11 protein-coding genes are annotated in these 12824 nt (G+C 62.7%); 2 read left to right on the top strand and 9 right to left on the bottom strand.

The genetic code is table 11. The features are described from left to right. Positions 1 to 34: 34 nt before the first annotated feature. The 9 genes from BLW22_RS30820 to BLW22_RS30780 form a co-directional block, all read right to left on the bottom strand. Positions 35 to 1531, bottom strand: a complete 1497-nt coding sequence (locus BLW22_RS30820) for a YdgA family protein (RefSeq protein ID WP_065924684.1) — start codon at positions 1529 to 1531, stop codon at positions 35 to 37. 251 nt (positions 1532 to 1782) lie between these two features. Beyond that, entirely contained in the window at positions 1783 to 2415 is a 633-nt protein-coding gene (locus tag BLW22_RS30815; protein WP_027608077.1) for a hypothetical protein, read from the bottom strand. Between the two features lie 81 nt (positions 2416 to 2496). Then, a complete protein-coding gene (locus BLW22_RS30810; RefSeq protein ID WP_065924683.1) occupies positions 2497 to 3939 on the bottom strand; it encodes an efflux transporter outer membrane subunit in 1443 nt (480 codons plus the stop codon). Beyond that, positions 3936 to 4826: an efflux RND transporter periplasmic adaptor subunit gene (locus BLW22_RS30805; RefSeq protein WP_027608075.1), complete on the bottom strand. Its 891-nt coding sequence runs from the start codon at positions 4824 to 4826 to the stop codon at positions 3936 to 3938. The genes BLW22_RS30810 and BLW22_RS30805 overlap by 4 nt, the downstream gene beginning before the upstream one ends. Continuing rightward, a complete protein-coding gene (locus BLW22_RS30800) occupies positions 4823 to 5032 on the bottom strand; it encodes a DUF1656 domain-containing protein (protein WP_012721577.1) in 210 nt (69 codons plus the stop codon). The genes BLW22_RS30805 and BLW22_RS30800 overlap by 4 nt, the downstream gene beginning before the upstream one ends. Next, positions 5029 to 7107 carry an FUSC family protein gene (locus BLW22_RS30795; RefSeq protein ID WP_074848302.1) on the bottom strand — a complete coding sequence of 693 codons (2079 nt, stop codon included), beginning with the start codon at positions 7105 to 7107 and terminating at the stop codon, positions 5029 to 5031. The genes BLW22_RS30800 and BLW22_RS30795 overlap by 4 nt, the downstream gene beginning before the upstream one ends. Next, on the bottom strand, positions 7104 to 7514 hold the full coding sequence (locus BLW22_RS30790) for a MarR family winged helix-turn-helix transcriptional regulator (protein WP_065924681.1): 411 nt from the start codon (positions 7512 to 7514) through the stop codon (positions 7104 to 7106). Before BLW22_RS30790 ends, BLW22_RS30795 begins: the two co-directional genes overlap by 4 nt. A 325-nt stretch (positions 7515 to 7839) precedes the next feature. After that, positions 7840 to 8085, bottom strand: a complete 246-nt coding sequence (locus BLW22_RS30785; RefSeq protein ID WP_065924680.1) for a DUF2789 domain-containing protein — start codon at positions 8083 to 8085, stop codon at positions 7840 to 7842. A gap of 33 nt (positions 8086 to 8118) precedes the next feature. Next, positions 8119 to 9723, bottom strand: coding sequence for a glycosyltransferase family 39 protein (locus tag BLW22_RS30780; RefSeq protein WP_065924679.1), 1605 nt, complete (start codon positions 9721 to 9723; stop codon positions 8119 to 8121). 180 nt (positions 9724 to 9903) lie between these two features. Between BLW22_RS30780 and BLW22_RS30775 the strand changes: the two genes are divergently transcribed. Beyond that, positions 9904 to 12066, top strand: coding sequence for a PA5441 family protein (locus BLW22_RS30775; protein ID WP_074848300.1), 2163 nt, complete (start codon positions 9904 to 9906; stop codon positions 12064 to 12066). Continuing rightward, a complete protein-coding gene (locus BLW22_RS30770) occupies positions 12063 to 12767 on the top strand; it encodes a DUF3142 domain-containing protein (protein WP_074848298.1) in 705 nt (234 codons plus the stop codon). Before BLW22_RS30775 ends, BLW22_RS30770 begins: the two co-directional genes overlap by 4 nt. Positions 12768 to 12824: the final 57 nt, after the last annotated feature.

The raw sequence follows: 12824 nt of genomic DNA, 5'->3' as shown, positions 1-12824 counted from the left end.
CCACATTATTTATTTCCGGGTGATGGCGAAATCTTTACTGTGCGCCGCTGACCGCGCCGACCTTGGCCATCACAAAACCAATGAATTGCTCGACGGTCATCTTCTGGCCGTTGAAGGTCACTTCATTGTTGGCGTAGTGCAACTTGGACACCACGTCGCTGCCGACCAGGGTCGCCAACTGAGTACCGACCGCCATGCCGCTGACCATCTCAGCGGCCATTTGGGACTGCTGCTCGATGGCTTTCGCGTCGCTCACGCCACCGAGTTGCGCTTGCAGGGCGGCAACGTCACCGATCATCGGCTTGGACAAGGTCAGGTTGGCATCCAGCAATGCAATCATCTGCTTGCCCAGCTCAACCGGCGGCAGCTCCATGGACGCTGGCTTGGCCAGGTCCACCAGCAGGTTGAACTTGCTTTCGCCATGGGTGGTTTTCAGGGACAGGTTTTCCACGGCGATCTGCGGCTTGGCGGCCAGTACCTGGTTGACGTTCGCTTCGGCCAGGGCTTGCTCGGCTTCGGTCAATTGCAGCTCAGGCGCGGGCTGGCCCGCTGCGGCAGCGGCTTGCACCGGCTGCATTTTGTCCTGGTACAGCTTGGTCAACACCAGCATGGCCGGGATGTCGACGTTCTTCATGCTCAGGGCCATGGCCGCCGAACCCACGGGTTTGCCCTGGTAACCGATCTCGTCGATCTTGTAGTCGACACGGCCGGCCAGGTTGTTGTCCTTGGTTTCGCTGGAGTCTTTCTGCTCGAAGCCTTTGACCGTCAGCACGGCTTTCTGCGGGCCGAAGGTGAACGTGCTGTCGGTCAGCTCAACGGTGTTTTGCCCGGTGTAGAAGCCAAAGGTGGATTTTTCCAGGTTGCTGGCGATGGTCAGGCCAGCCAGTTCGGCCTCGAAGGCGTCGCCCTTGGCATCTACCGCTGCGATCTTGAGGCTGTTCATGAAGCCGTCGGCCTTGACCTTCTGGCCTTCGGCGGTGCTGTCGAAATTCAGGTTGGCGCCGGAGAAGTTCACCGAAGACGTGTCGTCCTTGAACGTCAGGGGCAGCAATTCGATGTTGCCGTTGACCGAGCGGCTGTAGCCGATATTGGCCACGCCCTTGAGCGGCGACACGTCTTTGGCGGCGGCGAACCACTTCTCGGTGGTGGGGTTCTTTTCCAGCTCATAGTGACTGGTGGCCATGACCGGCAGCCATTTGAGCGTCACCAGGCGCGAGAACGGCAGCGGGCCGTGTTCGATATGGTCGACGAAGAGCAATTCGGGATTGGGGTTTTCTTCGCCGAACACCGAGCCTTGGCCCTTCAGGCGGTAGTGCGCGGTGCTGCTGAACACGCCACGCTCCAGGGACACCAGCTCCAGGGCCACGGTGCCATCGACGCCGGCCATGGAGGTCTGCAGTTCCTTGTTGGCGTTCTGGATCGCGGTTTGCAGCACCGGTTCCAGTTGTTTACCGGTGTACCAGGCGCCGCCTGCACTGACGACGCCTACGGCGACAACTAAACCCAAAAGAACGACTGCTGGCTTATTCATGAAGTGACCTGATCAAATCCTGTGAGAAGTGGGCTGTCTTCCTTGAACCCTGTTGGGGTTGGCTCAAGCCCGCCGAAAAATCCGGGAGAGGTTAGCATAGGCTCCGTAGCAGCGGTCGAGCGCAGCGAGGCCGCGTTCGACTGCGAAGCAGTCGTAAAACCACGCACCTTGGCTTATCAAAAACCGTGCGTGCTGGTTTTACGAGGACTTCGTCCTCGAACGCGGCCTCGTTCTACTCGACCACTGCTACGTCAGGAATACTCCAATTCGATCTCGTCGAGCTGGTGGTCAAAACTCTTCAGGCGTGCGGTCCAGGTGTACACCAGCACCTCAAACTCGCGGTGTATCACCGCATTGCCGGGCGTGTCGGACTTGGGGTCGCAGAAGTCCAGTTGGTAGCGCTCACGGGCCATCTGCGTGGCAACGTCGGACAATTCCCGCGCATTATTCAGCCAATGCCGGCCATCGGCGACCTGCCGATCGAGGGCCACACACTGTTTTTTCAGGACTTCGAGGCTTTTTTCCAGGGGCGTGCCGGTAAGGTCGCCCATGACTTCCTGGAAGGTGCGTCCCGGCTGCCAATAGCTGCCCCAGAAATAGCGGTCGAACACGGTTTCGACTCGACGCAGGGCGACCTTGGTGTCCCAGATCGCTACGCGGGTCTTGCCTTGCTCGAGGAGTTTTTTCTTCACGCGTTGGTTCTGGTAGGACGCCCAGGCCACCACGCCGATGGACAGGGAGCCGATCACCAGGCAGGCGCTGTCGAGAAACACCATGGCCTTGTCGAGTTGATGGGCGAGCATGACGCCGTAGAAATACGCGGCCGATAACAACACCAGTGCGAAGAGCACGCACCAGAAAGCGGGAGCATAAGGGTTTTTCATTATTGGAATCCCCATGAGCAAACGCGAGCAGTGTCAGGCGAGTCGTCACGGCGACCCGCCTGTCCAAGCATAGCTATTCGCTCAGGGTTTGCCGGGCTGTGACGCTTGCGTTCGTCCGCTTTCCCAGCCGCCGCCCAGGGCCAGGAACAGATCGATCTGGCTCATGGCAACCTGGGTATTCGCCGCCGCCAGTTGCGCGCGCATCGCGGTGTAGGTGCGGGTGGCTTGCAGGTCGGCAAGGAACGATTCGCGGCCGGCCTGGAAGAAGCGGTGGGTCTGGTCTGCCGCCTCTTGGGCCGAGCGCTCGGCGTCCGCCAGCGCCTCGCGCCGTTGCAGCACGGCGGTGTATTGCGCCAGGCCGGTCTGGGTTTCGCGGATGGCATTGAGTACCACACCGTCGAAATGCGCCAGGGCGCCCTGGGTCGCGGCTTCGGCTTCGTGGATGCGCGCACGGGCACCGTTGGTCGGCACCGTCCAACTGATCATCGGGCCGAAGCCCCAGCGGTTGGTCGCCGGCTGGCCGAGGTTGTCGAGCAGGCCCACGGTGCCCACCGTGGCGCCGATGGCGATGTCCGGGTACAAGGCGCCGGTGGCCACGCCGATACGCGCAGTGGCGGCGGCCAGTTGGCGCTCGGCCTGGCGCACGTCGGGGCGACGCTTGAGCAGTGCCGCACCATCGCCCACCGGCAACAATTGAGCGATATGCGGCAGTTCGGCACAGCTGCCGGTGCCCGCCGGCAGTTGGTCCACTGGCTTGGCCAGCAGCATCGACAGGCGGAACAGCCCGGCCTGGCGCGCCGCTTCGTAGCGCGGCATGTCGGCGCGCAAGGATTTGTATTGGGTTTGCGAGCGGGTGACCTGGGTTTCATCGCCACGGCCCGCGTCACGCAGGCGTTGGGTCAGTTTGGTGCTCTGGGCTTGCAGGTCGAGGGACTCGTTGGCAATCGCCAGTTCTTCGTTGGCCGCGCAGACCTGGGTGTAGGAGCGCACCACATCGGCCACCAGGGTGATGCGTGCGGTATCAGCGGCAGCCTGGGCCGCATCGGCGCTGGCCTGGGCGCTTTCGATGCCACGTTGCAAGGTGCCGAACAGGTCGAATTGATACGAGGTGGTAATGCCGACGCTGCCGATGTTATCCACCGGCACTTTGTCCGCCTGCAAAAACGCTTCGCCGGATTCCTGCAGCCGTTGCACCTCGGCCTTGGCGCCGGCACTCCAGCCGCCGGCGGATTCAGCCTGTTGGGTCTGATAACGGGCGCGCTGCAGGTTGGCTGCGGCCACCCGCAGGTCGGTGTTGGAGGCCATGGCCTGGCGTACCAGCTCGTCCAGGCGCGGGTCTTTGTACAGCTTCCACCAGTCGGCCGGCACCGGCGCCGACACCACGTCGCTGCCCTTGCCCGCCAGTTGCCCTTGCAGGTCAGCGCGGTTGACGGCAGACGTTTGCGGCAGCTTGTAATCCGGCCCCACCACTTGGCAGGCCGACAGCAACAACCCCAGCGCAGCGGTTGCCCACAGCGGCTTCATGGCTTGGCTCCGTCATTGGGTTTGTCGCCAATGATCGACACCGTGGCCGTACGCCCGGCGATCATGCGGAAGTCCGCCGGGACATCGTCAAAGGCAATACGCACCGGAATCCGCTGGGCCAGGCGCACCCAGCTGAACGCCGGGTTGACGTTGGGCAGCAGGTTAGAGCCGCTGCTGCGGTCACGGTCTTCGATACCGGCGACGATGCTCTGCACATGCCCGTGCAGGCGGGCGTTGTCGCCGATCACACGGATGTCGACGCCCATGCCGACGTGGATACCGTCGAGCTTGGTCTCTTCGAAGTAGCCGTCGATGTGGAACGAATTGCTGTCCACCACCGACAGCACCGGCCGCCCGGCGGTGACGAACTCCTGGGTACGCGGTGCACGGTCGTTGACGTAGCCGTCCACCGGGCTGCGGATCACCGAGCGGTCGAGGTTGAGTTGGGCCGAGTCCACCGTCACTTGCGCTTCGGCCAGGGCCGATTGGGCGCGGGCAACGCGGGACTGGCTTTCTTCCAGTTGCTCGCTGGGCACCAGGTTGCCGAGGCCACGGTTACGCTTGTACTCGCGGCTTGCCTGGGCCAGGGTTTCCTGGCGGTCGGCCACGGCGGCCTGGGCTTGGCGCAGGGCCAGCTTGAAGCGGTCCTGGTCGACGGCAAACAGTACCTGGCCCTTGGTCACCAGCTGGTTGTCGTGCACATCGACGCGCTGGATCAGCCCGGACACGTCCGGCGCGATCTGCACGATGTCGGCACGGATGTGACCGTCACGGGTCCAGGGCGCAAACATGTAGTACATGACCATGCGCCACACAACGACGACCGCGAAGCTCACGATCAACAACGTCAGGACTACACGGCCGATGGTCAAAAAAGGTTTTTTCATGTCATCAGGTATCGACTGAGTGAGTCCACCGCGCCCAGCAACAGCGCGTAGAGCCCCACATTGAACAATGCCCGGTGCCAGACCAGGCGATAGAAGTGGACGCGGGTCAACAGCCCGTGCACCACCAGGAACAACACGTACGTAATGCCCATCAGCACCAGCAGCGTGGGCAGGAACACCCCGCTGATATCCAGATCACCGATCATAAAGGCGCTCCATCGGGTAGCGGCGCTTCCATCTCCGTGCCGCCAATGAATTCCACTCCCGGCAACAACGCCAGGCGCAGGCCGGCCAGCGCGTGCAGCAGGTGCAGGCGGGTATCGTCTTCGTCTTGCAGGCCCTGGCTGTTGAGGGCGCGACGCGTGCGGTCGAGGGTCATCAGCAGACCGCTGGGCGCGGGCAAGCGTTCACCCGCCTTGAGGCAGGCCTTGAAGTAACCGCCCACACCTTCCACCACCTGGTTGAGCAGCACCCGCGGCACGCCGAGGATGCGCGGCGAATAGGCCAGCAGGTCGAGCAGGTTGAGCGCCACGCGCAGGTCGCGCAGGGCGATGCCGGTGTCCTGGCCGATCATCGCCAGGCGTGGCAGGTGCTGCATCAGGCGGTCAAGCATTTGCACGGCCAGGTAGCGGTGTTCGTTCAGGGTGGCGGGCTCGGTCAGGCCGACGATGTCGCGCCAGCTGAAACGGGTCAGGCGCTTGGCCGCCAGTTCGGCGCCGAAGGGCCGTGCGATCAACGTCCACACAAAGGCGAACAACAGGCCCACGGGCCCGGCCAGGTTGACGTTGGCGAAGTTGAGGAAGTCCGCGTCGTAGGCGCCCTGGATGCTGATGAACGACGAGGTGTTCACCAGCGTCAGCAGCATGCCCAGGTAAAAACGCGGCTGCACGGTCAGCGTGCCGATGCAGATGAACGGCACCGCGAACGCCAGTACCAGCATCGGGAAATCGTGCAGGTTGGGCAGTACCAGGAACAGGTAGAGGCTGGCGAACAGCACCGACATGGCGGTCCAGAAAAAGAACCGATAGATCTGCGGCGCCGGGTCGTCCATAGAAGCGAAAAAACTGCAGGCCACGGCTGCCAGGATCACCGCGCTGCCGCCATCGGTCCAGCCCAGCAGGATCCACAGCACCGACGCGACGATGATCGCGGTGACGGTGGAAAACGCCGAATAAAGCATCAGGCCATGGTCGAGGAACGGCGTGAGCCGGCCCAGGCGCCAGTGACGGTACACGGCGCGCCAGGTGTCCTGGCTTTCGCACTGGATGGCGGCTTGCAGGCTTCGGCAGTCCTGCCACAGGTCGATCCACTCGCCCAGGCGGTAGAGGGCGTTGGAGAACAGCAGTGTGTGGCGCTCGTCCAGCGCTTCGCCTTGGGGTTGCAGGGCGTCGACCTGTTCACGCAGGGCGCGCCAGCGTTCCAGCGGTGCGCTTTCGGTGGTGTTTTCCAGCCACTGCCGGGTGGCTTCCAGCAGCGGCGTCAACTGCTCGAGAAACTGCGGCGCACGCTGTTCGACGGCATACAGCGCATCGTCGAGTTCCTCCACCAACGGCAGCAGGTGGATCATGCGCCCGCGCAATTCCTTGGTATTGCGCACCGTCTGCGGCCGCGCGCCTTCGTGGGGCAACTGGCCGATCATCAATTCAAGGGTATTGAAGGTGGCGACCATGCCGCCGCGCAGGGCGCTGACTTCCTCCGGCTGCACATTGCGGGAAAGAAAGCGCTGGCTGTAGACCTGGGCGTCGCTGAACCACTTGGCCACCGCGCCATCGAACACCGGCATCAGCCGCCGCGGCCAAAACATCGCGCCCACCACCGCCGCGACCGCAATGCCGAGGAAGATTTCCTCGGTCCGCGCCTCGGCCACATCCCACACCGCCAGCGGGTTATCCACCACCGGCAGGGCGATCAGCGGCAAGGTGTAGCCGGCCAGCATCAAGGCATAGTTGTTGGCAGTGCGCAGGTGCATGGAGAGGAACAGCAAGGTGCCCGTCCACAGTGCGATCACCACCACCAGGATGTACGGCGACTGCACGAACATCGGCACAAAAAACACCGCCGCCGCCGCCCCCATCAAGGTGCCGATGGCGCGGTACAGGGCCTTGGAACTGGTAGGGCCGACAAACGGACTGGAGACGATATACACCGTGGCCATCGCCCAATACGGACGCGGCATTTGCATCAACATGGCGATGTACAACGCGATCATCGACGCGGCGAAGGTACGAACCCCATAGAACCAGTCACGGGCGGGCGGAAAACCGGTAAAAAATCCGTTCAAAGCGTCGCCGCCTCAAAGGCCCGCAGTACACGCAGTGCCGCTTCCATGTCGGCGGTCGCAATGTCCGCCAGCACTTCGCGGCGCAGGCGCACCAGTTGCACCTCCACCGCCTGCACCAACTCGCGACCACGCTCGGTGAGGCTCAGGGCCTTGGCGCGGCGGTCGTGAATGTCTTCGCTACGGCACACATAGCCGTCATGGCACAGCCGGTCGAGCAGGCGCACCAGCGAAGGACTTTCCATCCCGGAGGCCTGGGCTACTTTGACCTGATGCACTCCGTCGCCCAGGCGACCGATCATCAACAACGGCACAGCGCAGGCTTCGGAGATGCCATAGCTCACCAACGTGCTCTGGCAGATTTTGCGCCAGTTACGGGCGCCCACCACCATGCTGCTGCTGAGGTTCATCTGGAGGTGTTCGAGGGATTGAGGCACTGGATAGTTCGCATACAGTTAGTTTGCTAACTATCAATATGGTGGAAGGATCGGATTGCGTCAAGTTTTGAAACAATTTAGCGGATGGGTGGAGCGATTCAGTGGCAACACCGCAGGACGAATGTGGGAGGGGGCTTGCCCTGATGCCAGTCAGTTAAGCCTACATCGCCTCCTGTAGGAGCGAGCTTGCTCGCGAAAAACGTCAACGATAACGCGTGCTTCCTGAATGAACGCGGCGCCTAGATTTTTTTACTGCTCACCTTTTTTTTTACAAAAACACAATTTCCAAAAGATTTTTTTACACCCCTCGCCCACCCCGCAACATTAGATTCAACTCATCCACCACTTCCGCCCAATCGGCATCGTCCAAGATTTCCTCGCGCAAAAACGCTTTCTGGCTGTCGGTCCAGAAAAACGCATCTGCCAATTTGAGATCCGGCTTGAGTGGCGAATGGGTGGTCACAAACTGATCAATACTGACCGGGTCATCCGGCAGCCCAAGCTGTTTGAACAGTGACGGCAAGCTGTGCACAGGCGATTCCATGACGGGCTCCTGAAAAAAGGTATTTAACCGAGTCTAGCGGCAGGCCTCGGGTTGTGGTGGCGGCACGTTGCACAACACGAACAAACGCGCCCTGGCACCACCACCGTCCTGGCGACTGAGTTCGCGCCAGCCCTGGGGCAGTGGCGCGAAATCGTCCGGCGCTTCGTTGCTGCTGATCAGCCATACGCGGCGGGTGTCGGCGGGCAGTGCCGACAGATGATCGAGGTAGATGCGCCCGCCGTCCTGGTCCACCAGGGTGCCGAAGCCGTAGGCGTTGGGCCGGGTCGGCGTGCCATCGGGCCTGGGCGGGGTGTAGAGCTGCAGTTGGGCGTCGGTCTGGTCGTAATACACATAGCTGAGGTACCACATCATGTCGCTGAGGACGATGCGGTCGTCTTCCTGGTAATTGCGATTGACGAACTCCACCGGCACGTTGAATTGGTCGTGCTCATCCACCGTGAAGTTGTTTTTGAGGCCCACCAGCTCCACGCCGACAAACAGCACGAACAGCGCCGCACCCAGCAGCGACAAGCGCGCAGGCAGGCGGTCGATAGCCATGGCGACAAGGATCGGCAAACCCAAGGCGTACACCGTAAGGTAGCGCTCGATAAACACCGGGGAGATAAACGATACCCCGTAGACCAGCAACAGCGGCAGCAGGAAAAACAGCGCCAGCAGGCAAGCGGGCCGATGGCGTTCGCGGTCTCGCGCGGCAGTCATCACGACCACGGCCATCAGTAACAGCGGGACAAACCAGAACAGCGGTGGCCAGAAGCCGATACCTTCATCCTGTAACACGAACTGCCAGACCATCGAAGGCAGGGAAAACAGGCTGACCGGTTCTTCCCAGCCTATGTCCCCGCCTACCTTGAGTTGTTCGACGTGCTGCACCAGGTCCAGCAGGTTCGGCAGCCACGGTACGTACAACAGCACAATCGCGGCATTGGCTACCCACCAGGCCGGGCGTGCGATCAGCCGTCGGCCTCGCGGCTGCGCCTGCCACAGTACCCCCAGGTAAGCCCAATGCACCAGCACGCACAGGGCGGTGAAGTAATGGGTGTAGAAACCGGCGCTCATCAACGCCACATACATGGCCAGGTAGCGCAGCCGCTCGGGCTGGCGCACCCAGTACACCAGCGCCAGCGTCGCCCCCAGCAGCCACACGCCCAGCAGCGAATACATGCGCACTTCCTGGCTGTAGCGCACCGCCGTGGGCAGCAGCGCCAGCAGGATCCCCGCCAGCACGGCAGCACGCCGGGTAGACAGTTGCCGTGTCAGCCAGACACCCAGGCCCACGGCAACCACGCCGGGGATGGCACTCATGCCACGAATCGACCAGATGCTGTCGCCGAACAGCTCGATCCAGCCGCGCAGCATGAAGAAGTACAACGGCGGGTGCACATCATGAGCGGCGTGAAACCACAGGTCCGCAGCGGCGTATTCACTGAGCAGCAGGCTGGAGCCCTCGTCGCCCCAGATCGCCGCCGAAGTCAGGCGGTAAAACCGCAGGGCCATGGCCAGCCCCAGGATCGGCACCCACCACAGTCGGCTCAGCCAACCGACGCGTTCCCACGTAAGACGATTGAATGCGGGCAACGCCCCGACCTTTTCGTTTTGCTCTACCACAGACCGGCGCACCTCGATTCCCCCCGCTGTTGCCTTGAGTGCCTCAGCGCAAACACCGCCACTCTAGGACAAAAGCACCCGGTTCGCTTCTGGAATCGGACAAATCAGCAATTTGTGTAGGGCTTCACCGAAGCGCCCGCAGGAACACGCTATGATTGCCGCCCTCCAAGGACCCAGGATCAAGGACACGTCATGCGCATCGGTTTTCTCTCCCCCCTCGCACTGGCCCTGCTGGCCGGTATTTCCCAGCAGGCCCAGGCCAGTTCCGACGATTCGTGCTACCCCGATTGGCGTGTCTCGCGTGACAGCCTGGACCCTTGTAACAACGTGCCGTTCCTGAGCCCAGGCAATGACAGCCGGGCCAACCTGCGCCTGTTGCTGGCCGACAAAAAGGCCGCGCCGTTGGCGCCCAAAGCGTTGAGCGAAGATGACCTGGCCCAGGGTTTCGGCCCGGTGCCGTTCCCGGTGTATCGCCTGGCCGCTGCCTCCAGCGCAGAGACTGAGCCCGACTCGGACGATTCGCCTACCGCCGAACTCGACACCCTGCTGACGCCCCTGGGTATCAAGCGCGAGGAATACAAAACCGCTGGCGAAGCGTTCCTCAATGGCGAAGGCAGCCGCTGCCGCAGCAACGACGATGACAGCGCCACGGCGTTTATCCGCCAAGTGGTCAAGGCCGACATGCCGGCGGACGAGCGCGCGCTGCTGGCAAAGGCGCGGCTGCAACTGCTCACCACCTGCACCTGGGATGGCCCGGTGATCGCCGAAGCGCAGCAGATCCAGTCAGCCGGCGGCCAACTGTTTCGCACCTACCTGCAAGCCGCCGCCGATTTCTACAGCGGCCGCTTCGCCGAGGCCGCGCAAGGCTTTGCTGGCGTCGGCAGTGCACAGTCGCCGTGGCTGAAGGAAACCGCGCTGTACATGACCGCCCGCACAGCGCTCAACCAGGCCCAGGCCAACACCTATGACGAAGACGGCGTACCGCACCTGGACCGTGTGGATAAGCCCGCATTGGCCACGGCCGAGCAGGGTTTCAACGCCTACCTGAAAACTTACCCACAGGGCGAATACGCGGCCTCGGCCCACGGTTTGCTGCGCCGGGTGTACTGGCTGGCCGATGACAACACCCAGCTCGCCGACGCGTTCGCCTGGGCACTGACGGCCACCGACGAACAGCGCAATGTGTCTGAGGATGAGCTGGTAGAAGAAGTTGACCTCAAGCTGTTGATGGTCAACAGCGATACCGTCAAGACCCCGATGATTCAGCTCGTCAGCGACCTGATGGTGATGCGCGGCGGCAACCAGCCAGCCCTCAGCCGCGCCGACCTCGAGAAGCAAAAGGCCGCGTTCGCCAGCGAGCCAGAGTTCTATGACTACCTGCTGGCTGTGTGCGCGCTGTACATCGAGCATCAACCGGACGCTGCCTTGAAGCAGTTGCCGCAAAGCGTGCCGTCGAGCCTGAATTACTTCGCCTTCAGCCAGCAGACCCTGCGCGCCCTGGCCCTGGAAGCCAAGCAAGACTGGAAAGGCGCCGAGGCCTTGTGGCTGCAATTGTTGCCACTGGCAAAGCTGCCGTTGCAACGCGACCAGTTGGAGTTGGCACTGGCCATGAACTACGAGCGCAGCGGCCAACTGGCCAAGGTGTTCGCCAGCGATTCGCCGATCAGTGCCAGGCAGGTGCGCTACATCCTGCTGCGCAACGTTGCCGGGCCTGAACTGCTGCGCCAGCAGATCGCCCAGGCGAGCGATCCGCTGGAACGCCAGACCGCGCAATTCGTGCTGCTCTACAAAGACCTGCTGCGCGGCCAGTTCGCCACGTTCGCCGAGGACCTCAAGCAACTGCCGGCCCAGGCCCCCGAGGACAAGCTGGGCACCAGCCTGGGTTATGTCTACAGCGCCAGCCAGACGCTTAAGCTGTTCCAGTGGAACGGCGACAAGGCCGAATCCGGCTACGCCTGCCCCAGCATCGCGCAAACCGCAGCGACCTTGCAGACCGACGCGAAGAACCCCCAGGCCCTGAACTGCTTCGGCGAATTCATCCTGCGCAACAACCTGGACGGCATGCCTCTGGAGCAGGCCCGCGCCGCCGGCAGCCTGGGCAGCACCGCCTCGGACTTCAAGGGTGAAACCTTCTCGCGGCTCGACGGTTACCAACAGGTCATCGGCAACGCCAAGGCGCCGAAAAACGACAAGGCCTACGCCCTGTTCCGCGCCATCAACTGCTACGCGCCGGCCGGCTACAACAGCTGTGGCGGCAAGGACGTCGAACCCGGTGTGCGCAAAGCCTGGTTCCGCCAGCTGAAAAGTGGTTTCGCCGACACCCAGTGGGGCAAATCGCTGCAGTATTACTGGTGAAACACCTGTGGCTGGGCTTGCTGTTGCTGGCAAGCCCGGCATTCGGTGCCGTCGATGCCCGCGACTACGACGCCTTCTGGCTGTGGAGCGGCGTCACGCCGCAGCCGGTACTCAAGCAGGCCAAGACCCTGTACATCCTCCAGGGCCAGATCAACGCCACCCGCCGCGCGCCCCAGCGCGGTGTGCAGCTGATCGCCCAAGGCATCAGCGTACCGCGCCTCACCCGCGGCGACGTCTGGGTGGTCTACCGCGCCCACACCCTGCACTGGCCCGAACAGGTCTATACCCAACTGCTCGGCCAGGTACAACGCTGGCGCGACGCAGGCAACCCAGTGGTCGGCATCCAGATCGACTTCGACGCCCGCACCCAATACCTGCACGAATACGCCGACTTCCTGCGCGACCTGCGCCAGCGCCTGCCGGCCGATCTGAAACTGAGTATCACCGGCCTGATGGACTGGAGCAGCAACGCCGACCCCACCGCCATCAGCCAGCTCAAAGGCGTGGTGGATGAGGTGGTGGTGCAGACCTATCAGGGCCGCCAGAGCATCCCGGATTACGCGGCATATTTGCCACGGATGAACCGGATGGGGCTGCCGTTCAAGATCGGTTTGATTCAGGGTGGAGAGTGGGAGGAGCCGGGGTACTTGCAGGGGAGTGAGTGGTTTCGGGGGTATGTGGTGTTTTTGCAAAACCGTTGACATGAGTGTCAACCCTGTGCAGGAAAGTGTCCTCTGTCCGCGGACAGAGGACACTCG

The organism is Pseudomonas marginalis (assembly GCF_900105325.1).
Lineage (GTDB): Bacteria > Pseudomonadota > Gammaproteobacteria > Pseudomonadales > Pseudomonadaceae > Aquipseudomonas > Aquipseudomonas marginalis.
This window is presented reverse-complemented; position numbering and strand designations above follow the sequence as displayed.

Bases quoted from the DNA above. Each gene is read 5' to 3' on its own strand.
- BLW22_RS30805 (WP_027608075.1), bottom strand. From the start codon at position 4,826: ATGAAAAAACCTTTTTTGACCATCGGCCGTGTAGTCCTGACGTTGTTG.
- BLW22_RS30800 (WP_012721577.1), bottom strand. From the start codon at position 5,032: ATGATCGGTGATCTGGATATCAGCGGGGTGTTCCTGCCCACGCTGCTG.
- BLW22_RS30820 (WP_065924684.1), bottom strand. From the start codon at position 1,531: ATGAATAAGCCAGCAGTCGTTCTTTTGGGTTTAGTTGTCGCCGTAGGC.
- BLW22_RS30785 (WP_065924680.1), bottom strand. From the start codon at position 8,085: ATGGAATCGCCTGTGCACAGCTTGCCGTCACTGTTCAAACAGCTTGGG.
- BLW22_RS30775 (WP_074848300.1), top strand. From the start codon at position 9,904: ATGCGCATCGGTTTTCTCTCCCCCCTCGCACTGGCCCTGCTGGCCGGT.
- BLW22_RS30810 (WP_065924683.1), bottom strand. From the start codon at position 3,939: ATGAAGCCGCTGTGGGCAACCGCTGCGCTGGGGTTGTTGCTGTCGGCC.
- BLW22_RS30815 (WP_027608077.1), bottom strand. From the start codon at position 2,415: ATGAAAAACCCTTATGCTCCCGCTTTCTGGTGCGTGCTCTTCGCACTG.
- BLW22_RS30790 (WP_065924681.1), bottom strand. From the start codon at position 7,514: ATGAACCTCAGCAGCAGCATGGTGGTGGGCGCCCGTAACTGGCGCAAA.